At 58.0% G+C, this 23,690-nt stretch carries 8 protein-coding genes; 2 read left to right on the plus strand and 6 right to left on the minus strand.

What is annotated here, in order from left to right:
* Positions 1-4 precede the first annotated feature (4 nt).
* Together J3P73_RS31360 and J3P73_RS31365 are read right to left on the minus strand one after the other, a co-directional pair.
* Positions 5-1,945 (minus strand): hypothetical protein, encoded by a 1,941-nt coding sequence (locus J3P73_RS31360; RefSeq protein WP_207580140.1) that lies wholly within the window; start codon positions 1,943-1,945, stop codon positions 5-7.
* Positions 1,942-2,571: a hypothetical protein gene (locus J3P73_RS31365; RefSeq protein ID WP_207580141.1), complete on the minus strand. Its 630-nt coding sequence runs from the start codon at positions 2,569-2,571 to the stop codon at positions 1,942-1,944. The genes J3P73_RS31360 and J3P73_RS31365 overlap by 4 nt, the downstream gene beginning before the upstream one ends.
* Positions 2,572-2,795: 224 nt before the next feature.
* Here J3P73_RS31365 and J3P73_RS31370 point away from each other — a divergent pair, with 224 nt between their 5' ends.
* A complete protein-coding gene (locus J3P73_RS31370; protein ID WP_207580142.1) occupies positions 2,796-3,950 on the plus strand; it encodes a hypothetical protein in 1,155 nt (384 codons plus the stop codon).
* 368 nt (positions 3,951-4,318) lie between these two features.
* Positions 4,319-5,428, plus strand: a complete 1,110-nt coding sequence (locus tag J3P73_RS31375; RefSeq protein WP_207580143.1) for a type I restriction enzyme HsdR N-terminal domain-containing protein — start codon at positions 4,319-4,321, stop codon at positions 5,426-5,428.
* 1,041 nt (positions 5,429-6,469) lie between these two features.
* On the opposite strand, the gene J3P73_RS31380 is transcribed toward J3P73_RS31375, so the two are convergent.
* The 4 genes from J3P73_RS31380 to J3P73_RS38345 form a co-directional block, all read right to left on the minus strand.
* Positions 6,470-6,688 (minus strand): hypothetical protein, encoded by a 219-nt coding sequence (locus J3P73_RS31380; protein WP_207580144.1) that lies wholly within the window; start codon positions 6,686-6,688, stop codon positions 6,470-6,472.
* Positions 6,689-8,368: 1,680 nt separating this feature from the next.
* Complete coding sequence (locus tag J3P73_RS31385) at positions 8,369-13,711, minus strand: hypothetical protein (RefSeq protein ID WP_207580145.1); 5,343 nt, start codon at positions 13,709-13,711, stop codon at positions 8,369-8,371.
* A gap of 11 nt (positions 13,712-13,722) precedes the next feature.
* Positions 13,723-23,043, minus strand: a complete 9,321-nt coding sequence (locus tag J3P73_RS31390; RefSeq protein WP_207580146.1) for a hypothetical protein — start codon at positions 23,041-23,043, stop codon at positions 13,723-13,725.
* 52 nt (positions 23,044-23,095) lie between these two features.
* Positions 23,096-23,398 carry a BPSL0067 family protein gene (locus tag J3P73_RS38345; RefSeq protein WP_207580251.1) on the minus strand — a complete coding sequence of 101 codons (303 nt, stop codon included), beginning with the start codon at positions 23,396-23,398 and terminating at the stop codon, positions 23,096-23,098.
* Positions 23,399-23,690 lie beyond the last annotated feature (292 nt).

Below are 23,690 nucleotides of genomic sequence, written 5' to 3' on the forward strand. Positions count from 1 at the left end.
TTTCTCACCACATCCATTCGTCTTTGCGAGACTTTCTTACATTATCAAAAGAAACATGCTCGAGGACCGCCGGTACGGCGAGGCTGGTGACAAAAACCTGGACGTACGGCATTTCGTCCGAGAGCGCGGTGAGGCCCTTTACGATCTCCGAGACGTTGTCATCGACGGTCTCGTCAGTACGCGGGGAATCGATGAAAAGAAGGCCAGGGTGGCGGCCCACCCCTCGGGCCTCGCTCACGCGCAACATCGCGAGGACAGTGGCGATCTTGAGGCGTTTGCGCTCTCCTGGCTGGCAATCACCGAAGTACTGCTGCCCGCCCGCTTTCCGGAGTTTCATACGGGTGCCCTGGAATTCGATGCTCTCGAGCATGATCATCCCGAAGGACCGGGCGAACTTCGTCGCTTCAGTCGCGACGTCCGCCAGGATCGCCTTCTGCTCGTCTGCAAAGAAGGAGGTCGTTACGGTGTCGGCGGCGTTGAGCACCTTTAGATCGTCGCTTTGCGTCGGAGCTTCGCCGCCGGTCAGTCGACGGACTTCCTCGATCCGTGCGTCTAGCTTTAGCGCCTCCTGCCAAGCTACCGTAGGCGCTTCGGAGGCGGTGATCTCCTTCTGCAGGTTGTTGAGCTCGGTCTCGAGGTCTTCACGTTCCGCTTTCTTAGTCTTCAGGTCTCCCTCTAGTTTTTTCTGAGTTCCCTTGAGTTTGCTGAGCTGACTCTTGGCGTCGTCTTCCCTCTCGACAAGCGCTTCCCGCACGCCCGTTAAGTCTTCTTCGTCCTGGGGTACCTTACGGCCGCAGACGATGCAATCATTGTGTTGCTGCCGTTCTTCCCGAAGGCCCTCTGTGAAAACCTCGTCGCAGCTGGGGCAATATTCTGGACGCAATAGCCGGAACACGGCTCCGGCCTGTCGCGCCTCGTCAAAGCCGTGCCGTTCTCGCACGGCATGGGTGACGGCCTCCTCGGCAGCAGACAGGTCAGACGTGAGATCGGCGTGCCTTCGAGTCAGGGCATGGATTTCGGCGGAAACCGCCGCCAACCGATGGATGGCGGTCCGTTCCCTGGACACGACCGCCTCGACCCGATCAGGTCCGGCAAGTCTTTTGCCGACCTTCTCCCGCTCTTCCTCCAGTTCGCTCAGCCGCTGCCGCGCCGCGCTCTGGCTCCGTGCGGCGGCCTGTCCGGCGCGCTCGTCTTGAATGCCAATTCCCTTGATCGCTGCCTTGATCGTCGTATGGGTTCCCACCCAAGGTAGACCGATAAACATGCGCATCAGATAGGTTTCCATGCCCCCGATTCCCGCAGGGCTGTCGCCGAAAATGTTCTCAGGGTTCGGGTCGATAGCGAGGACCGACGAGAGCCATAGCCAGCCATGATCCTGCGCGACGTCCTTACCCTTCTGGTTTATGACAATTCTGGTTGCATTCAGCCCGAGCTTGTCGAAGAAGAACGTCTCCATCGTGGCCTCGAAAGACGTAGCATCCTGGAATGCAGATACCACGAACTCGCGGCTGTTCTTCAACTGCACCAAAGTGCCCCGTTGGGCGTGGAAGTCCTCGATCCGGGTCTCGAAAACGTCGTTGTCGACCGAGAACTGCAGCGTCATCGTGTCGAACCAGCGCTCCATGTCTTTCGCCAGGGAGCTGCGCCCGACGAGTCCGAGCTGCATGAATCTCAGGAGCGTGGTTTTGCCCCTGAAATTACTGTCGCTAACGATCGCATGGAGGCCAGGTCCGAGGTCTTTCCACTCGAAGTCGATCTCATCGTTGAGAATTCCGGCTTTCTTCCCGGTGAACCGTAGCGACAGTATCCGCACCCGCTGCGGAACGGCGGGCCGGATGATCGGCTTGACGGAGTTCCGGTCGAGCACCTCTTTCGCGTCGTCCCTGCTGACGCCAGCTTTCTTGGCGATCGCGTCGTACCAGGCATTGATGTCCGTGTTGATCATGCGGGATTTCCGAACTGGTCGAGCTTGGACTTCACGAGGTCCGTGATAGTCGGGATGTAGTTCATGATGGCGGTGTCGTGATACTGTCGTGTCGAATGCTGGACCGTTTTGAGTTCGTTACCACGGCGGGGACCGGCGACCTCGACTACTAACCGGGCGCGGGCGCGGTACCAGTCGAGCAATGGGAATTCCTTCGCAACCTCGTTGCAGAACTCCTCGGTCTTCTTGGTCAAGAAAAAGAAATGCGAATGCCCGACGACGGTCTTTCGGCGCTCTGGCCTCACCAGACCTCGGCATTCGAGTATTGCCAACGCGGTGTCGAGGGGCTCGTAGGCGCCGAAATGCTTCCGCAGCATTGGAATCGTACGGAGTGACGGCTCGCCGTCATCGTATATCGCCCTAGCTATGTCGAGCTTGGCTATGTCGCCGCTTTTTTCGTGCAGGGTAATTAGTTCAAGCGCTAGGTAGTCGGGGTAGCGGATCCAGAAGTCCATGGCTTGCAGACGCTTTTCGCCGCCGAAGACATACGGATAAGCGCCGACCATATCTTCGTCATGGTTCGCAGCTTTTCCGGCATTCAGAAGGAATAGTAGCCTTATGGCATCACGCTTGTAGTCTCGCGCCATACATCCTCCCCGTGTGCGTGCACTGGCGCGGACGTTATCTGTGGATTGCAACCTGGTAAAGTACCTATGGCTTCACGCAGAGATCAAGCCGGGGCTCGGAAAGTATTGGCTCGTAAAACCAGCAGTTCGCTTTGCGGCCTCGTTCCCGCGGTCCAGGACGCATCTGCTCCATCCTAAAACTGACAGGGGTGACGTTCTGATGCCGATCGGGCATGGTGGGCACCATGACCCGCCCAAACCATCCCCCGCTCAAACCGCCCCTCGACGACTTTGGCGATCGCCCGCCAAGTCAGCGTTTCGAGGATGTGGTCGCCCGCCTCTTTTCGGCGTGCGGCTTTGCCGTCAAGCGCGAGGTACCGTTTCCACCCGGGCAAACACGGTACCGAGCGGACCTCGTGGTTCAGGTGAGGGACGTCAGCAGCGCAATCGAGATCAAAGCCCCTCGCAGCAGGACCCCCAACCTCAAGGATCTCGAACGGGCCGCCATCATGGTGGCCAATGCTCGCGATCAACTCAAAGCCGACCACGCCGTACTTGTCATCAGCCTGCGCCGAGAGACCATCGAAGCGCATGAGGCGATCTTCAAAGACATTACCCTGCTGTGTCTCGATGATCTTTTTTCCGCAGCGCTCGAGCGTGACGTGACGATCCTTAACGAACTCGTCGATATCACCCGCGAACTCAATTCGGGCCTCGCAGAGTTTGACCGGCGGACCGACATTTCGCCGGCGCCGCCGCCGCTGCGCCTCGATGCCCTTCGCACCAAACCCGCCTCGGGAGCTGCACCGCCGCCGCCGCCAGAAACCCAGGGCCATCGACTGGCCGAGGAACTGCTCGAAATCACGCCTGGGCGCAGCACCAAACCACAAAAATTGAGCTCGGGGCGGCCTGCTGCGGTCAGCTGGCGCCTATATGAAATCGTCGCCGAAGAGTGTTTCCAGTATCTCTTCGGGACGGACCTCACCAACTGGCAGCGCCAGCATCATGTCGGGGGCAAAGACAAGCGTTTCGATTCTTTGGCTAAAGTAAGCGGAGATGATGTCTTTTCCCGAAGCCTGATCGAGGATTTTCGCACCCGCTACGTGCTGTTCGAATTCAAGAACTACGGCGTAAAGCTCAAGCCCAACGTGCTGCACGTCACCGAGAAATATCTTTTTCCGACCGCGATGCGCTCGACCGCTATAATACTGTCGCCGCTGGGCTTTCATCCGGACAGCCGGCAGGCTGCAAGAGGGGCGATGCGGGACGCGGCCAAACTCATGCTCGATGTGACCAGCGATGACCTAGCCGCCATGCTCAGGGCGAAGGACGAGGGCAACGCCGCCGGTGCGCGGTTCGAGCCGCTGCTCGACGCATTTCTGCTCGACCTGGGTCGATAGCCGTTTTCGTCACGTAATGGGCCCCTCTTCCAGGCGCCCTCGCCAAGACGTGTTCGACTACATCGAGATGTTCTGCAACCCTCACGCAAGCACGTCGGAAACGAAATGCTGTCGCCCGCTGAGTTAGAGAGGCAACAGAGATTCTACCCCGCAGTGTCCACGAACTCAGGGCCATTCTTAGGCGACCGCGTTCGGAAAGGTTTCAGGCGGCATCATTCGCCCTCTCGAAGTAAATCCCGCCAATCCTCTGTTGCAAATGCTGGGCAGCAAAGAAAATCGGTGGAACTTTTCTCCACCTGTCGAAAAAGAACTCTGCAAACTCAACCGGGCTGTATTGTCAGGTGCCAGCCGCATCGGGGAGCGCTATCATGATTGCCACAAAGGAAATCCTCGGAGATGTGTGCGGCTATAATGAAGCGGAGGTACGTTTTCACATTTTCGATCCTCTGCTTCGAAAGCTAGGCTATGCGGGGGGCGAGGATGTTTATCTGAAGCTCGAAGAGAAGCTTGAATATCCTTACTATTACATCGGTCGGAAAAATCCGAAAAAGGACCTCCCTATCGGATTTCCTGATTACCGGGCTGGTCTAAAGGGTGCCCGCGGCAGCTTCGTTGTGGAAGCAAAAGCGGCCAATATCGCCATATCCCCGCAAGATGTTGAACAGGCTCACTCCTACGCGGCGCATGCTGAAATCGGCGCCAACTACTTCGTCTTGTCCAATGGGCTCGAAACTCTTGTTTTCGAGACTTTGAGCGGCCCGCACCGCGCACCGATCGTACACTTGAAAATCGACGAACTGGACCAGCGTTTTCACGAGCTGGAAAACGTCCTCTCTCCGGCAAGCCTGGGACGGCTTTGCAAGGTGACTTATGATCTTAAACTGAAGCTGGGCGATGGGCTCGGTTCATCGGTCGAGATTCGATCCGGCGAGTATCAAATGGCGGATTGGGATTTTAGGATCTACATCAACGATGTGGATCTCACCACGCAGCTCAAGCCGAATTTTGCTCAACTCGATCAACAGCTTGAAATGCTACAACAGAATTTCGAATTGCGGGTCGGGGAGGGCACTGTCGCTCGAGACGCAGACGGCCGCATCAAGGCATTCGTCAAATTCACGGGCGCGACTAAAAACAACGAGGAGTCTATGAGGCTGATCGGCATGGATCGCATGGGCTTTTCGACGATTGAACAGTTCCTGTTACGGGATCCCGAGGCACCGAGTGTCTTCGAGTCTAGCAGCGAATACATGGTTGCGAAGGGTACCAAGCTTCCACCGATGTTCGGAGCCGCCGTACCGATCGACTTGGATGTCGCGGTCGACGTTTACATTAAAACACGCATGTTTTTGGAAGGCGATCAGGTCAAGGGCGACTATCTTGCGCTGGCGGACTATAGCATTGAGCTTCCCGGCGTGGGCCGCCTACGCCTTGAGCTCGATCTCGGCGGAACCGCTAACCTGAGGCTGATGGGCTAAAGCAAAGCGACGCGATCGTACGAGCAGCTCTCGGCGAGCGTGTTTGCGTTTCCCGCACGAGAATTAGCGGCTGCAGCCCCTGCGAAAAGCAGATGCTACCCGATTTGTGGATCAGGTCCCTAAATTAGGTTATGCGATTTGTTATAACATAACGTTCAAATATTGAAGACGAGATATCGAACTCCCAGCCTCCTTCCGGGGCAACTCGGCTGCCGCCGCACAGGTCTCGGCGGCAGCCACTTTTTTCGGGAAGGCATGGTTCCTACCGAGACTTCAATGCTGGCGTCCGGCACCACATCTGCCGCCGACCGCGGCGCAACTGAGTGCGATTTTTGTCATGAAGGAATGGATACTTTCGCCAATTGAAAAGACCTGCCTTCGATGGATTTCTCGGGGCAGGACCGTCGCCGAAATCGCTTTGCTGGAGGGCAAGAGCGTCGCCGATATCGAGAGCTGCTTGCAATGACGGCGCTGACTCTAATCGCATCCGTCAAATCTGCATGGGCTTACTCGTCAGTGCGCACGCTACTCACTTTTAACCCGATGCCAGCAATCGTCTAATCGTCGTTCTTCACGGGCGACCTGGTGTTAACGATGCGTGCTTACTCCATCAATCGCTATCGCCAGCAATCAAAAGCACCGGCCTCGGTCACTGTATACGTATAGTTACTACTATACGAACTACAGAATTCTGAATCTGAATTAGGCATGATCGTTTTCGGACCACAAGTTTGCTTCCCTTCATCTCCGTTTGTGGCGCTATAGAAGCAAGTCGAGGTACACGTCCGAACTGATGAATTCATGTTCTGGGCGTTCATCTGTAGCCGATGACCTCCATCGGTTGTCACGCACTGCATGGAAACACTTCTGCGCCCATCTTCGTCTGCTAAGACCGCGCCGGCACAAAAGACCGCTGGAATGTACCATAAAGAGATAATTCGCATAGGAAAATGCCTCCTCTGTGACATTACTAAGTCGCCTGAAGTGGTCACCGTGAATTAGTGACCCAGCAGTCCCTGCACTGATAATGCGTTGTTCACTCTACGGATTTTCAGGTGCTTGCCACCCCGGATTGGGGTCCGCCTCATATCCATTGTTCAGCATCTGCCGACAATATTCGTCGAACCTATCGCCTCCCGCAGATGCTCGCTTACTTCCGGTCCTGTCCCAAATCACTGTGGAGCCGTCGGCATAGAGAACTACGGCCTGCTGATTACCATTTCCTGGATTTCGGAAGTACGCTTCCTTTGCAATCGCCATCAACTGACTCCTTTTAACTCGCCAGATAGAAATCCACGGCAATGGACAGCGAGACGCAGACGCGTTTAGTTCAACTCCGCTTTTCGTAAAGGAAGTGCCATGGCGCATCGCCGCGTCCACCTTAAGTCGCTACTCCGGTAGTGACTTCACGGGATCACAGGTGTGTAGACTGCCGAACCAGTAGAGCATGTGATACAGCGATAGTACTCACCAACACGATCCGCAGGTTCCCCTCCCATATTCCCTCATAGATTGTCATCTTTGCTACAATAAGTATATAGTTAGAAAGTACTGATATAGGCTATTGCGGGTAGGCTATCTACAACTAAAGACGTAACTTGTGTACGGGCTGCAACGTGAGGCTTTGTTAAGCCTAGCGCCGACCATCGGACGCAGGCAAACGAGGGCTACATGATAACCGATCCTGCATCGACTAGGCGCCGACCCCGAGGAATGAGCCTTCTCGCTGAGAGGCGACGTCAGTGTTGCGTGCACATCTTTGCGCCATTGTTGACCCAGCAATCACCGCGCTTCTTCAGTTTTCCCAATTGGGTATCAGCGCGACCGGCGTTCGGGCTTTGGTTCCAATAACCGTCGGCCGTGTCGCTGTCATCGATGAAGAGTTGGGCGAAAAACCATCCAGCTCTCATCTCATGCTCGGGGCTAGTGTTATTAGACTTCCATGTGCAGGGCCATCGATACCTTCTTACCCTTAACCTGAAGCAGGCACGATGGGAAAAGCTCACCCACGCTTCTGGGCACTAATTGCGGTGGTGCTGCCTCAGACGAGCGTTCGGGCGCCAACATATAAGTTGAACAAGGAGATGGCCTGCGTGGCGCCCTGGAGGCCACACAGCGTTGCGTTTGCTAGCAAGGTCGGTGATCGCGATAGTGCGCTCGCCATACACGACCCCGAGCCGTTCTCCGTCGACGCGCCGACGGTCGATGCGTTCTCAGCGGCCACACCTTCGACGGCAAGATCTGGGCCGGCTTCCACGATCTCGGCCAGTTTCGCCTGCTGCGGGGCTGACAGTCGCCTGCGATTGTAGGTCAAATATGAGGGCCGTTGGGTACTAGTGGAAGTCAATGCCCAGGGCGTCCTTCGGCAAGAGCCGACAGAGGCTGCCCATCTCATGGACTCGCGATCGCAACAGGCAATAGACAAGTGGCTTGCGACTTTCCACCGACAGCTCCAAACGGCAATGCGAAGCGTGACTAAGCACAAAGGTCTTTTGCCTCGAGACTCCTGCATCTGACGATGCGAGGTCATTGGGATCGTCCATTGCGTCAATTTTGAGAAACGGCTTGCTTGCTTCAACTTGTGATTGTATCATGATGGGGTTTGCAGACTTTCTCTGAAAAGATTGCTTAGCCTTCTTGGAGGTGTGAATGTCACGTGGAACACTCCGGCAATTCAACGTAAAGCCGTCGGTCTCTGGCTTGCGGGCCTGCGTCCTCGATCCATCGAAAGGAGGTTGACCTCGGTCCTGAATGGAGGCGTATTGTGAAGCCACAGGGAGGCCGGCACGATCCGTCGTCCTAACGAATTGTTTCGTTGGAGACCTAAGCACTTTCCATAGCGTGCATCAGTGATTCTCGGCACTTGGGAAGCCTTGGCAGCCACGGATCGAATGGATCGACCGAAGACTATTTAGTGTCTTAAGGAGCCTGGGTTTCGACTTAGGTCGACAGAAACGGTACTCGCGCCAAGAATCGCGGTCCGGATTCGCGCAAATTCTCTTTTTTCAACAGATCAGTTAGTGCAATCGGCTCCGACGGATAGCTGGCCGGGAGGCGCTCCTCCAGTTCCTCAACCATTGCGACGAATTGGCCTGGCCCAAGATTAGCGATCTCATCTTTCGGTATTTTCGCGAACAATTTCCATTGTGACAGGCCGTCCAAAACACCAGCGTCGCCAAGTGGCCAGGCTTCGCAAATCGCAAGCTCGTGCTGCATTCGTCCCAGACCCTCAGCTTCGCCCTCGTGGAAGATTGTCATTCTCATCAGCGGACGTTGCAGTCGCCGCCAGGTTTCGGTGAATTCCGCCCCGTTCTTCGGATCCTCCAGCAAGGCCTTCGCATCATCGCGGAGCGGCTTCACGCCGGTGCTCGCCTGGCCGCTGACGAGCGCGTTGACCGTGAGGTCGCCGGTCTGGACGGCGCCTGCGATCTTCAAGAGGCGGCGAGGCGGCAGCTGCGTCCAGACGCGCACAGGCGTCGAGACCTTCATACTGTCGTTGATCGTGTTGGGCTGGTATCGAACGAGCCCCAATCGGATGAAGGGGTCCGTCGCATAGGAAGGGGTTATGTCAACGTCCACGAACCATTCCTCGGCGTCGATGTCGAAATATGGTTCGAACGTTAGAAGGGCGACCTCAAGTGGCGGCGCTGGCTGGCTCGAAGTTCCGGACGTGTCCGTGGGAATTGGCATCATGACGCTGCCGATGTATTGAGGATCGTGCGGCCAAGGCGCGTCGTCCTGCGTGTCGTTAAGGCAGCCAAAGGCGCTGGGCGGCATGAACCAGCCCTTTTGCGGGGAGGCGTCTTCGCGAATGGGATCGCCGCCCCAGCGCGAGATATATTGACCTCCATCGCCCAGGTCTCCGTCCTGAAAGTCAGACAGGGTCATTGGGCGATGCCCGGGGACAGCGATCACGTTGTTCTCGATGTCAGGCCGTGACACGTCGCGGATGAATGGCGGCCAGAGTACGATGCCAATCCGCTCGCCTTCACCGGAAGAAAACATGCCCCTTTCAAATCTCAAGCGCACGGAGCAGTGGCGCTCGAGATGTTGTGTCACATGTTTTCCATCCTGCAGCGCGAAACGCTTGGTCCTGAAAACGAGAGTTGGGGTTTTGGCTGCGGGCGGGGCTGGCGGTTGCGTAGCCCGGCTCCAGATTGCGGTCGTGTACTCCCACGATTTTTGCTGATCCACTGGCACCAATGGCTGGCGACGCGTCAGCACGTGCTCCACACGATCGTCTGAGAACATCGCAGCTGTCTCGAAGCTATGCGCAAAACGCGAAATGCCTAACACCTCTATTTGCAGTTTGCGGGCCTTCGTGTCCGATATTTGACTTGGACGGGTTACGCTGATCAGACGCGTATGGGACCCCACTTGCGCAGGATCGCCAAGCTCCGGATGGCCCTGACTTGCGACGCGAAACTCCACCCGGTTGCCCGAGAGCGCTGCCGCATGCAGCAGGCCAAGGTCGAGCCGGGTCAACCGGCCTTCCGGCGGTTGAAGAAATACCGGCTGGCTGTCGGTGTTCTCGGCCGCGCGCGAGGCCGGCAGGCCCTCAATTCGCAGCAACGTCACTTTTCGCGGGAGAAGAGTCGTCTTGCCCTCTGGGTCAACGTCGAACCCGAATATCGTGCTCTTGCGCACATATTCGGCGCCCGTCCCACCCTTGGGCTTTTGCGGCCAACGTCCGGAACGCTTCGCCAGCACACCGCGCCCACGTGCCGGATCGTCGATGGGCTCGCCGTTAGGACTAACTGCACTGGCGACCACCTCAATCGTGTCGATCTGGTCGAGATCGACGAGAATCTCGCCAGAGAGCACCAGGTTCGCTGAGCCCACCTCATCCTTTGGAGGCGGCACTGCCGCGGGAGCGGCCTTTTTAGCGTAGAAGACGAGACCTGGGGTACCCGGACGCCAGCTTTCCAGATTTCGCAACGTTGCAGGGACCAGTGGCGCATTGACTGCGTGAGCGACGCGCAAGGTGGCTACGCCCGCTATCTCCGTCAGCGGCCAGTTGTTTTTTGCTCCGTTGAGAAGGGTCTCGGCGATTGTCTGGATCGTCGCCTGATCGGGGACGGGATACCCGCCGAGGCCCACATAGGGAGATGGACGCGCCCCATTCAGTGCTGCCTTGATCTTGCCGACCGCTCCGTCTGCGCAGGCGTCGCTCAGCGCTTGCTGCACGACTGCGCTGCCGTTGGCGCAGGAATGTTGAACCGCGATGTTTTCCGGCAAGGCAAACCATTCGGCGAGACTGATTTTTGTTGGCAGACATGTGACTTCGAGATCAAATTGCTCGCCTAGTGCAAGCTGCACATCGACGCGGTTGACACGCACACCAGTACCGAAATGTCCGTTTTCATCGATGCGCCAGTTGCCGGGCACGATCTTGAGGATGTCCGCCGCTGCCGTCGCGGGCGGATCCCGCGGTTTATCTCCGCGCCTTACTATGTTTACCAGCAGTGGCAAGGCGTTAGGATATTTGACCCCAGCCGGATAGAGGTCCACGCTCACATCGCCGGCAAGATAGACGTCGGCGCCGACAATACGCAGGCGAAGCGACATCGTCTGAGCTGCAGGATCAGGCAGATAGGCCTTGCCATTCGAACGTTTGGCGGGCGTTTTCAGCGGTCGGAAATATGCGCCGCCCGTGGCCTCGAGAGAAGGGTGGTTGCCTGTGCTCGCCTCGCGCCGGTAAACCAGGCTATCGGCATTGAAGCCTGTGTTTCGCCGGATAAGGGCGTTGGGAAATTTTCGCCCTTCGGCGTCAAACTCCACATCGAGAAGTCCGCCCGCCAGGATCTCCTTTGCGTGCTTGGGATCATCGAAGACCCGGTGTCGTGAGCAAAACTCCATCCCCGCCATCGGCGCCACAAAAATCCGCATCGTTGCTTCGGGTGTTGCGCGCTTCACGACGTCGACATAGGGCGGCCCAGCAGGTTTCGGCGTCTGGACAAGTGCGCGCGCAGGGTTGGAAGGGGTCTGGGTACGCACTATCGCCCTCGCCGGAGATTCAAATCCCATCGCGCCGTTTCTGTTTTCCACCTGATGCTTGGGTAGCAACAGGATCGGCGCGTTGATGCTCTCCTGGCGCCTGTAGCGACGCAATCTGATCCGGCTTATCTCGCTCTGATCCTGCTTCGGTGCCGCCGGTGGCAGCAGCCACGTCAAATCCTGCGCTTCGTGGCATTCAACAGACTCTTCCACTGTAGGAGATCCACCACCGAGAAAGGCGGAGCGCAGCGAAAAGACATAGCCAACGCCAAAGCGCAGCGGCAGCAGCCTCAGATCGGGGGCCAGCGATCCGGTTGGAAGGCCATATTCCCGCTGGAAATGCAGAATGGATTCGGGGCTAGCATTGTTGTCGCTGCGACAGGCCAGCGCCGCCAGTGACGAGCCGCCCCACGAGACGAAACCCTCTTCTACAAGCGCTTCGACATTGCGGAGACGGTCGCCTGCGCCGGGATCGCCCATAATCGGCAGCGAACGTGAAACCAGTTGGAAAGAAGCCTCGTCGATAAGTGTGTGTCCATCGCTCCCGCGCGGCCGAGGATAGCTCTTGGTTGCTGCCGTCAGCCAGGTTTCGACGCGGGAGCTCAGGCCATGGAAGCGAACAAGGCGGGTCATGAGGCTGCGCCATTTCAGCCCCGTCACCTTTCCTGATCCGTCGAAGACGCCAACGCCGACATCGAGGCGGCGCCCGACCGTCAGTTCCTCCGCGTACAGCAACACCGGACTGAGGGCCCTTCTCTGCTGCACCTGATAATCGGAAACGGCCAGATCGCGCGCGGCACGTGCGGCACGATTGGCGTCGAGCAATGTCCATCCGAACGATTGCTGCATGGCGCCTTTGTCGACAGCATCCAGGGCATCTGAAACGGCGCCGCGCACATCAAGCGAGGTCAAATCGTATCCATCGCCGAGATGAAAGACGCCGTGCTTCTGTTCGGGCGGAGGATAGCTGCCGGGCGTATCGAAACGCGGTGCGGGCCAGAACCTGGCACAGGCATCATCCGCAACTTCGGCATAGAGTGCTGCCGTCCAGATTTCGGCATCTCCACCAGAGGTGGCCGCAAGCCATAATGCGCCGCCCGACGCCTTGATCAACTCGGCATCAATGGCAAACTCGACATCAAAGGCGAAGCCAAAAAGCCTGGCCAGAAGTGGATCGCCCTGCAGGGCATAGTAGATCGCAAGGAGCTGGTCCGTCGCATCACTGGTCTCGGCCAGACGCACCGCGGCAGGGTCGGCCCTCAGAGCCGAAACAAAATTGTTGTAGCTCAGCGACCATTGTGTCCAGCTGCCGTAGACATGCCCTGCGCGAGGCTGGGTGTCTTGCGGGCCGCCCCCCAAGACACTGGACGCCGGCGCAACCGGCATTGCTGTTCGCCTTGGCGATGGTACGGGCATCGGAGAGCCCGTCAGAACGCCCTTGACGGCTTTGAATATTGCCAGGTTGCTCTTGCGCTCATCCTGTGTCGCATCGATGGCTGCTTTGAATCGCGCAAGATAGACCTCGGTTCTCAGTTTTGCGCTCAGTTTTTTCGTATCGTTACGTTTGGTGTCAGATTCCGGCAACAGCGACAGCGCGAAGCTCTCCTTGCTCTGCACACTCATCTGATCCAGGTTGAGCTGGTCCAAGGTGCCCCCTGGTTCGAGCTGGTCTCCAGGCAGGTAGGGTCCGATGCATAACTTGCTCACGACGCGCTGGGCGCGGGCGCTTTCTGTCTCAAGCGCATAGTGGCTTTGTTGATTCGACACGATGTCGCAGACTTGCAGTTTGGTGGCCGGATCGTGCTTTTCCGCGAGAAGGGCGCCATACTCATTCATCTGGCCGGTACCACCGCTTGTGTCGCCGACATAGCTGCCTTGGAGGTCGGCACCGATCTTGTTTCCCGACGCACTTGCCTTGATGTCAGCTATCAGTTCGCTCCAGGGTTCGCTCGGCCCGCTTTTGCCAATGGTATCGCGCCACAGGTCCTTGACCGCGTCTATGCCGCTGGCGCCGTCGAACGCCGGAAACCGAACGTCATCGATCTTTGTTGCGGCCGTCAGAGTTGGCGCACCCGCAGTGCAATAGTAGAAGTTAACCGAGTGCTTCTTCAGCACTTTGACGATCTCTGAGGGCCAGTTCGCCAGATTGACAGGTCCGCCAGCGTCCTCCTCCTTGGGGGTGACGATCAAGACCGCCTTCAGCCTGACCGTCTTCCCGTCGCCCACCGAGGTTACACCATTGGCAATCAGCCGCAAATTAAGCGAAACCTTTGGTTCAATCGCCATCGTTGTGGGTCCTACACGAGACTGAAGTCAAAATAAGAAGCGAATGCGCCCCAGTCCTCGGAGAGGCACACGGCGGTCGAGACTACGTCGGCGGGAGGGGATTTTATCGCTGCGGCCATCAGACCGAGGCTGCTCATCTGGCCCTGCGGGGCCGCTGCATGCTTACCGCCGCCGGATTTGCCGAATTGCTGCTGGTCGTGCTGGCCGGTCACACTGTAATTGTAGTCGATGAGGCCGCATGAAAATGAAAACGTGAAGATCGCTTCACCGTGCATCTGGCCGGTGTTGATGTTTTGCGACAGTCCAATGTAAAGCGTCGCCGAGAAGTGGAAGATCCAGATATTTGCTTGCCCGGCTGCGAGAAAACTGCCCCCGATCTCGGTCTGGTTGATGCCATCCACTTTCATCACACGGACGAAGGCACCAACCTGTATCTGTACCTGTGCGTGAAGCGGGCCAAGGTCCAGTGATCCACCAGCACCGAACAGGAATGCGGCCTCGAAGCCCACAATTCCGCCCGGGCCAGCGTAAATGGAGAAATGGCCAGAGCCCGCATAGGGCAGAAAGCAGATTGTCAACGGCGTCAGATGTGTGCCTAGGGAGGCCTTGAACAGCGCTTGTTGGTCCGTGAAAGGCAGTTCGGCAGAGACAGCGAAATTGATGTTGAAAATTGAAACCGGACCGATACTGATGGAGCCGAGATTTACGGCATAGCCGACGTCCAGCCCCCGCGTGCGTCGCAAGGGAGAGATCTGAACGGGCGAGCCGGAATTGGGACTGAGGACAGGGCCCAGCGATGCGAAGAAGCCGAGATCCTCTCCCAGGTTATAGGCATCGTACATCACATCAAAGCGTGGCGCGGCGCCGCCTTCGCTCGTGAACGACAGTCCACCGAAGTGCAGAGTCATTGCGTCCAGATAGTCGCCCACCAGCTTGACGGCGAAGGGGCCGAGTGAACCGTTCGTCGAAATCTGGGGAGAGCCGCCATTGAGCAGGTCCACCTCGATAGCGGTCCTAAGTGCGAAACGCGTACCCAAGGCCGCCTGAAAGATCTCTGATGCGCGAGGTTCCTCAGAGACGTAGCTGTCAAATTGATAGGAGAAGAGCGCCTTGGTTGGGATAAGCCGGGCAATGGCATCGAGAAGGACATCACGAAGCGCAGAGACGTCGATCAACGACAGCACTTCGCCCTTGAGGACTTCAACCGCGAGGTCACCGATCTGCGTGGCAATCTGCAACGGCGCCGCCCGTTGGGCAACGTCGGCCGCCCGCCAGCTGTTCGCGAAGCGCGCAAAATTGGCAAGGATTGTATCGGGGCTAGGTGGTGGAGACGGGTAGCTGACGATGTCAGACAGCAGCCGCTCTTCCTCTGCCAGACGGTCATTCGCCTCGAGAACAGCAAGCGTAGCGTCGTTGTCGGGAGCCTTGATCACATCCACAGGCGAAAGGAGCCCGTACACCGGTTGCACAAAGACCGAACGTCGAGCCCTCAGCGACAGCAGCGGAATATTGATGGTCTCTGCTGCACTGTTGCGAATTGTGTGCAGGGTTGCATAGCTGTTGAGCATCGCCTTGAGCGCTGTTTGCACCGGCCCCAGCGCCGCTCGTTGCAGAAATACTGGCCATCCACTGGCTCGCGCCTGCAGCGCACGCCATTCGGCGACGAGCATGGCTCCGGTATTGCAAAGATTGGTCAAAAGGTCGCCAAGCTGACCTTTGGGATCATCCAGCAGCGTCTGAACTGTAGTGGGCCGGACGCTGGAGATGGGGGCGGCCAGCAAACCCGTAAAGTTTGTAGGCAGAGGGCTCGAGATTGGCGTGAACCCGCCGGATTTCTCAACCGCCGCCTTTAATGCTGCCAGGGCCGCATTGGCATGGGTCTGCTGCGGATCGAGATCAAGCCCTACGCCATGAAGCGGCGCCACGATATCGGACTGCAATGTGTTGGCGGCATCGTAAAGAATCTTTGAGAATGCGGATGCAGAATTGAGTATAGTGACGATGCTATTTATCGCGCCCGCCCCCCAGGTTGCCAGAGTCCGTTCGATCGAGTCAATGTCCGCGCGAAGTGTATCAAAAACCTGTTTTGCTCCAACATCGACATCGCCACCCATCGCGTCGACTATTGACGTCACCGCCCCTATCGCGACATAGATGCCAACATTATTCACGATATCGCTATTTGCCTTGATGAAGCTGCTGACCATCGATTCGATCGAGGCAATATGCCCGATGGCGTTACTTACCAATGCGGAAGCATCCCGCTGGTACTGCAGCAGGGCATCTGCGAGCGCCTTGTTTGCCGTCGCAAAAGTGGTTGCCGCCACCAAGTCTCGACTCTTCTGCAAAAGCGCCAGGTCACGAACGAAATCGCAATACATGGCCGCGATTTCGCCAGTCAGTCCCAAAGGACTGGGGCTGCCGCCTCCCAGTAGAAAAACAGCAAAGTTGTCAATGAACTGGGTGTAGCCGCCTGAAGGTGCGGCATTGTCGATAGCTGTCCGAAGCGGCAGTCCGCTGCCGGCAACCTTGGTATCGAGCGCCTGCTCCACGCCTTTGATCTTATCGACCAGAGCCTGCATTGACGCCAGCATCTGGTCGACAGGCTGCATGATACCGCTGCCGGCCGCCGGGTTCGGCATTGGGAGCACACCCAGTGGCTTTCCAGCAATTGCGTAGTTCGCACAAGCTACCTTCTCGGCGGCAAAGGCGGTGGTATCACTTGGGAGCAGGGCAGACGCAGCCATGTCAAATTGCGCCTGCGCGTCCTTAAAGACATCGTTCAGCTTGCCGCGCGTCTCGGCAATCGTCGTGCTGGCGATCCCTGCATCACCAAAGCCAAACATCTGGTCGGCGAGTTGACAGATGTCGTCAACTGCGTCGCCAATGTCATCACGCTTGATGTAGTCCCGGAACTGCGAAAGCAGGCGCACCGCATCGGAAAACATTTCGTAGGCAGCGTAAATATTGGTGAGAAGGATCGGCAGATCCTGAAATGAATTCAATTCCTGCGCTTTGAATGACGTTAGATACACGTTCAAATAAGTCGCAAGAGCCGGCTTTACACCTCTAACTTGCGCATCGATATTACTGTTAGCATCGTCGACGGCCGCTTCGATTTTTTTATCGATATCCTGTTTTATATCGGCAATAAACGATCCCAACGTAATACTATTATTTTTGAGGTAAGCACCGACGGCAGCGCTGGCAAAATCTCGAATGTCCAGGCGAATTGCGTCAACGAGTTTATCCTGAATTGGCCGTATCAGCGCGCCCGTACCCGCCTCGAAAGCCTCGGCAAGGTCGACCAATTGGGGCGCAGGCATGGAATAGGTAAAGCCGTCCTCAACGGCGCTCCTGTCCTGGCCGGTGTCAGGGACAGAGGCTTTGATCCATGCATTCAGGTTCGCGGCGCCGGCGCTGAGTTCTGTGTCGACAACCGTCTCAAGGCTCTGGAGCGCCTGCGTCAATGGGCCTTGCGCATCGGCCAAGGCGGTCAGTTGGCGTTGCAGGACCGCTATCGCAGCCTGCTTCAGCCGCGCCACGGGATTAGAGGCAATGCGGTCCAGCGCGGACGCAAAGGACTTGGCGCTCTCGTAGACCTCGGTGAGATCAAGAGCGAGAGTGACGGGGTCGTCATCCTTCTCTGCCCGAGCGAGTTTGGTGTCGAGGTCTGCCAGGCCGTTGCTGATTTCCGGAAAGACCTTCGCCAGGCTCAACATGTTCCCGCCGGCTTTACCGCTGGCCAGGGTGGTGACGGCGTGGCGGAAAACCTCCGCCAGATTGAAAATGTTCCCGCCTGCCTGCCCCTTTATCAAATCATCGGCGCGCAGCCATTGGTCCTGAAATGTGCTCACAACAGCCCGCAAGGGGGCCAGGATCTGCGAATGCGTGAATTGCGTAAGCTTGTCAGCGTCCTGGCCGGACAGGACGTCAGCGCCGAACTGAAGCGTCTCCCGCAGGACTGGGGTGGCATCAGACAGGGTTGGAATATCGAATCCCAGGAAGTCCAGCAGCTTGCGGAAGCTGATTATTCCCAGCAGCTTGGCGTCCTCGCTAAAGAAGACTTTCAGGACGTTGCGGATATCTGCGAAACGGTCGTCAACAACACGTGCCGCCCGAGCCTTCTGGGCCGGAACACCAGCCGGGTTGCGGATGGCCGGCAAGCTGGCGGCCGCCTGTCCAATATAGTGGGCTTCCGGATCGAAGAAATCAGCAAGCGAAACCAGTCGTCCGAAGTCGGTTGGCGGCGTCGCGGCCTTTTCAGGATCGGGAATCAGCACAGGCGCGTCAGCGTTCACGACCATCACACCGCCACCGTTGTGGCTGTCCTCGCTGACGGGAGCAGTGGTTTCATACTGGATGACGCCACTCGCGCTGACCGGGCCGTTCTTGCGCCCCATGGCAACGATCAGTCCCGCGGGACGTCCAACGGCGGCAGCGCGCTCGCCATTGTCACCCATCGTCATATTCTCGGCGACGCGATGGTTCAGGTATATCTCAAGTGGATTGGTCGTGGGTTTGGCAGGCCCGCCGCCCGGATCCGGTGTAGCTGGCCGGGCGAAGCCGAAGCGGGCATAGCGGCCGTCATATTGCGTGTCGACATAGGCGGGCCGACCACCCGCCAGCCGCTCTTTCTGCGTGAGGCGGATCGTCGCCGTTTCAAGCGCCGGATAGAAGGAAGGCTGCTCGGCGCCCTCGAGAATTGAGTTTGTCTGGAATTTTGTGAGATCGCCGACCCACGCGCTGGTCAGATTTGCAACTTGTCCGGTTACGCTCAGGACCAGCTTCATTGTCTTGAACGAGCAATCGCCTGACCTGGTCTCGGAGGCAAATCTGATCTGTTGGTCGCCGAGTGCCACCGTGCGACGCGGCAGCCATTGTGAGGTACTCAGGTAGACAGATGCCAATGCACCAAGCGAAGCAGCATTGGTCGCAGCGATGTTGTCAACAAAGACCAGCGGCATCGACGTCGTCGCCCCGTCGATCGTCAGGTCGAACTTGACGAGGCCTTCGTCGGTTTCGTTGACACGAGGCCAGAATGCCAGTCCCGGGTTCGGACCTATGTCGATCCGTCCGCCTGACAGAGTCTCCGGCGTTGGGCCAGCGGGACCTTTGACATAAGGATCCCGCAAGTCGGGCGTCTGCAACGTGCGGATCGTCACATCGCTGGCGCACCACAGCCGGCCATCGAAGGGCTGCCCGACACAAGGGTAGAGCTGCGTCTTCCTGCCGATGCGCAAGAATATGCGCTGGAACAGCACCGCCTTGACGCCTAGCGTCTCGTTCCTGAGGAAAAGGCGCTCGGTCAGTTTCACCAGCGATGCGCGATGGCCGAGCGGGAAGAGATAGCCCTTGTAGACCACCTCGCCCACGATATCCCGGCCGACGACGATTTCGGAACGCCAGCGCTCAATCGAGAAGCCGTTGAATACCTTGCCGCCCCAAAGGTTGTCGGCACCGGCAGAGGGCGAAAAATGCGTGTCATGAACAAAGAAGGCACCGAGCGCGCTCAACTCGAGCTGCTGCGCGCGCAGCGGCTGTGGTCGCTGGATGGCCTGCGCGCCGTCTGCGTCTAGCACGGCAAATTCATCGCCAGGCTCGATCTGCCCGGAGTCGGGGACCAACGCCCCGGGCTGGCTGGTGTCGCTCATCCCGCGCTTGCCGATGACCGGCAGGCCATAGGCCGAAGACAGAAGCACAAGCTCGTGCCTGTCGTAGGCGTCAAGCGCATTGAGGAAATATTGCGAGCCGTTGAGCGCGTTGCGGGCGTCGCTGCGGTCACAAAGGCGGCGTAGGACGTTCCAGATGCGATCGCGCCAGGGACCCTTCGGTGCGCATAGATCAGCCTCCGTCACATCCTGCTGCGGGTTACCCGCCCGTATTCTCGAAGCCTCAGGCAGACTTTGGTTGACGTTCCCCGCCGTCAGGGTCGTTTCATCCATTTGCTCGGGGCCGAGGAACCATGGTGCAAGCGACCCATGCGGTGGCTCGCCCTGTCCGATTTGCCGGGGATCGCCGAACCCGGTTTTTCCAGGTTCCACCGGCTTGAGCCAGGTCAGTGCGCTCGGCCTGAGATCGGGAGAATCCACGACCCTGAGATTCGGCTCGATCGCGTCGATGTCGAGCCTTGCGGTCCATAGCGAAGCCCGCGCGCGGGCAACTGCATCACCCGGCTTCATGATGAGGTTGTCCGGCCGCGGCGGTTGGGGGTCGGGGCCAGTAGCGTCGTATTTCCCCTGTACCACCTGCCACGGCGGTTCGTACCGGTTGAGCCAGATGGCGTCCTGGGCGGTCGACAGGGTGAGCCGCGCCGGTATCTCGATTGCTGTCTCGAACGTCGTTGGCTTGTTCGCCAGCGCGGCCCGGATTTCGCCAAGTCGCTGCTCGGCCGTCACAGGGTGCCGTGAAAGGCCCTGGAAGGTGAGCACGTCACCATCATCAAGGTTGGCTGCTCGTTCGCCGATGGGCGGTACAATGCCATCGGGCGCCGCAGTGAACAATTTGCGCGCCCGCAAGGTCACTGCTGGCTCATGGCGCGACCAGTTCGTCAGTGCCTCAAAGGTGTATTCCAGCGGCGGATAATCGAATCCGCCGCCGCTCGGTGTCGAGGGTGCCGCGCCCGAGAAATGCGGAAGCCCTGCGTCCTCAGCGTTTGCGCCAGCGGTGGGCATGCAGTTGATGCGAAACGCAAGACGGGTCGGCCCGGAGAGACGCCCCTCGGTCAACTCCTTGAATTCATTGGGGTCGGCGCCGGCAATGTTGTCGACATAAAGCTTACCCAGCGCCATCTGACGTTTCCCGCGCAACGAACCGTCATCGTCATCTGCGGCAACAGGCCGATTGTATTTCGAAAGAAATTCGACCTCGCCCTTGTCCATCGATATTGGCCAAAGAGCCGATGGGAATGGCGGAACCGGACCGGTCCGGGACGTCGCGTAATTGTAGGCCCTCAGCATTTGATCGCGGTAGAAATCCCGGAAGACCCCATAGATCGGTTCGCTCTGCTCGAGAACGTTCTCGTTGCGAAGGGCGTTTTCCAGGTATTCATTGGCCGAAAGAGGAGGCGTAATTTCTGCGTCGCTTATCGGCAACCAATAATCCGGTTTGGATTTGCGAGAATCCTGAGCGACGATGCTTACTCTGTTAAATACGGCATCTATGGACTCGCTCACCGTCTTATCCGCCAACTTCAATGCGACGCGCCGGGCAAGCGCCATGGCATCAGGATCGAGGGCGAAAGGTCCAATATAGACCTGCTGGTCAGCAGGAAGTTTTTTTACATCCGGATCGGATGCATAGTTGTAACAGAATTTCGAAAAGGCATCTGTAAGAGCAATGTCGATTTTTTTCTTCTGGATGACCTTTCTATATTCCGCCAGCGCCTTGACGTCGCCGGCGTATTCAGCGAGTTTCTGGAAAATGGTGCTTCGATCGAGATCCGGGTCAGGAGGTGTGGCAACCACGTCCGGCAGCGGCGTCATCTGCCCGAATATTGCCTCCTCGAACACGTGCTGCGGGTTGAATTCGGCGACCAGCACCGGCCGGTTGTCGCTAAAGCGTCCGGGCTCCGTTTCGATGACGCGGCAATCTTTATGGGCAGGGTAGATGACTGGCTTCTCGCCCTTTGTCACCGCTACGGCGAGGTCGAGAAAGCGGAACCGCAGATTAATCAGGTCACGGTCGCGGCAGACTGCAAGCGTGGCACGGGTGAGATCAAACGATGCGATCTGGTGCCCCTGGTCGACGGCGCCGAGCCAGACAAAGCTCGACGGGCGGCGGCGCGGGTATTCCCCCGCGAACAGTTCTGGCATGGCCTCGCCGTCTTCGTACACCAGGCGCAAGTCCCCATAGCCGGCGGGGTCTGCAACATCGAACCGAAGTGTACTGTAGCTCGCGTCGGGCAGTGCCAAGTCGCTGGCGTGCAGTTCAAGATCAATAGCTATACGTCGAGCGGCGAAATCGCCGCCCGTCTTCGTTTGATCGAATACTGCCCAGATCGATGCGTCGAGAACACCACTTCGATCGCCAATCGCCGCTAGCGCTGACGGATCCATGGCGGCGGCCACGGAAGCGGTGTCGAGTACTGCAGCCTCAGCTTCCGACGTCCTTGCGGGTGTGAGACCGTTGACCTTCAATCGACCAGCCTGTGTTAGCAGGTTTTCCAGCCCATTGGCCTGGTCAGCCTCCTGGGTGGCATGAGCCACCTGTCCCCAAAGCGCGTTGCGCAATCGCTTGTCTGTGCCTGGCATCCGCCATTCGGTTACGAACAGCGCCTCGGTGAGCAACGATTCCGCGGTCACCGAATTGCCGTCCAAGACCGTCAAGCGCGACTTGCCGAAAGTCAGCTTGGCGTATGTCGTGAGGGCGCCGCTATCACGAACGAGCGGCGAGCGAATGCGTCGAACCTCCAACTCGGCATGGCCATCCGAAGGATCACCGACAATTCGGATACGGACCTTCTTGACTTGCCCGAGGATAAAACTGGCCGGGATTGCAACCGATCCCTTGTCCACGACAGCGCCGGCGCAATTTGTCGTGCCTAGAAAGAATGGTTCCTTCTGATCCTGGAAGAACCATCCGATACAGAGATGCTTCGCCGTCACACGACCGGAGAAGGCGCTGACCGCTGGACTCGCCGGTCGCGACAGGTGCCAGACGCCATTCGCATCAAATTCCAGCAGCGGGGGGTCGTTGGTCTTTTTCGCAACCGACGCCCTCTCGTCGAACATCTGTGTCAGCCATTTGCCGGCGCGGTCCTGGTCGATGAAGCCTCGCAGCGGAACGCTGCCTGCGTCGAGTATGGCAAAGTTTCGAAACGGTACCTGATCGCTGGTCCAAGGGCCACCGGCTGCGCCGCCCAGTGGGGCCTTCAGTCGAAACGCCCAGTAACCGCCCGGGGTGCCTGGCGAGATATGCCTGAACTGGAATTCAAACGCCATCGGCGGCGCGCCGCCCAGACTGGCGTCTCGTACCCAAAGCGATTTCTTCTCGTCATCCCGCGCGTCTACGACTATGTCGAACCAGGCGGCAGGGCCGTACGACTCAGCCTTTGTCTCCCAGTTCCACTGTAGTGACCGATTTTCACGCTTATGCGGGTCTACGGGAAATTCGCGAATGTTGAGTCTTGACCCATCTGACGAGAGATCAAACTCGATGCTCGTGTCGGAATCGTCATTGCTGTCGGCGAAAGTCGCTTCCGGAGCCACCGGCAACACCGCACTTGCCAACAGAAATCCGCGCCGAGATATATTCGGGCTCAGGATTGCGCGCCAGCCCACTGGCCGCGGCACCGATCCGTCGTCGCCTCGCATCCCATGCTTGGAGGTCATTCAACGCCCCTCTGGTGGAATTTTACTTAGATAGCGATTATCAACTTCAGGTCTACCGGGCAGAGCGTTTCTTCACAGTCGGCTTCGTTCCTGCTTGCCTTCTCCTGAATTTGGCGATGGCGCGCAGCGCAGCGGCGTTCTCTATTACTGAGAAGGCATCGCCGTCATCGACGGGTTTGCGGCTGCCGCCCTGAAACCTAATCGTTCTTTCGCGTGCCGCCTGTCCGACCCATTGATCATGTACAACCAGGCCACTACCATCCCGTCTGATGAAAATAGCCGCATTGGAGCGTCCCTCAGTGTAGTTGGTATATTTTCCGTTTTGAAAGGTTGCTATTGCGGTGCCGGTAGCTATTCCCGAATCTCTTCTTTAACCCTGTGCCTACCGCGACGTAACCGGGCAGATGGCAGCGGCCTTTACATATGCCACACACTCCCCATCTCCAACCACTTCCCGAATGTACCCGTCGGGCACCACGTAGCCCGCAAATCCCTCCACAGTACAAATGGCCCTCAATTTCGCGATTGCTACGACATTGCCGTATATTGAAGAAGCGGCCCTATACAGTTGCGCAAAATGGCGGCAACCCCCACCTTTACGGCGCTTTTCTCTACCAAGCATCCGCCTAGATACGATCGGTGTCAAG

The organism is Rhizobium ruizarguesonis, from assembly GCF_017357285.1.
GTDB lineage: Bacteria > Pseudomonadota > Alphaproteobacteria > Rhizobiales > Rhizobiaceae > Rhizobium > Rhizobium ruizarguesonis.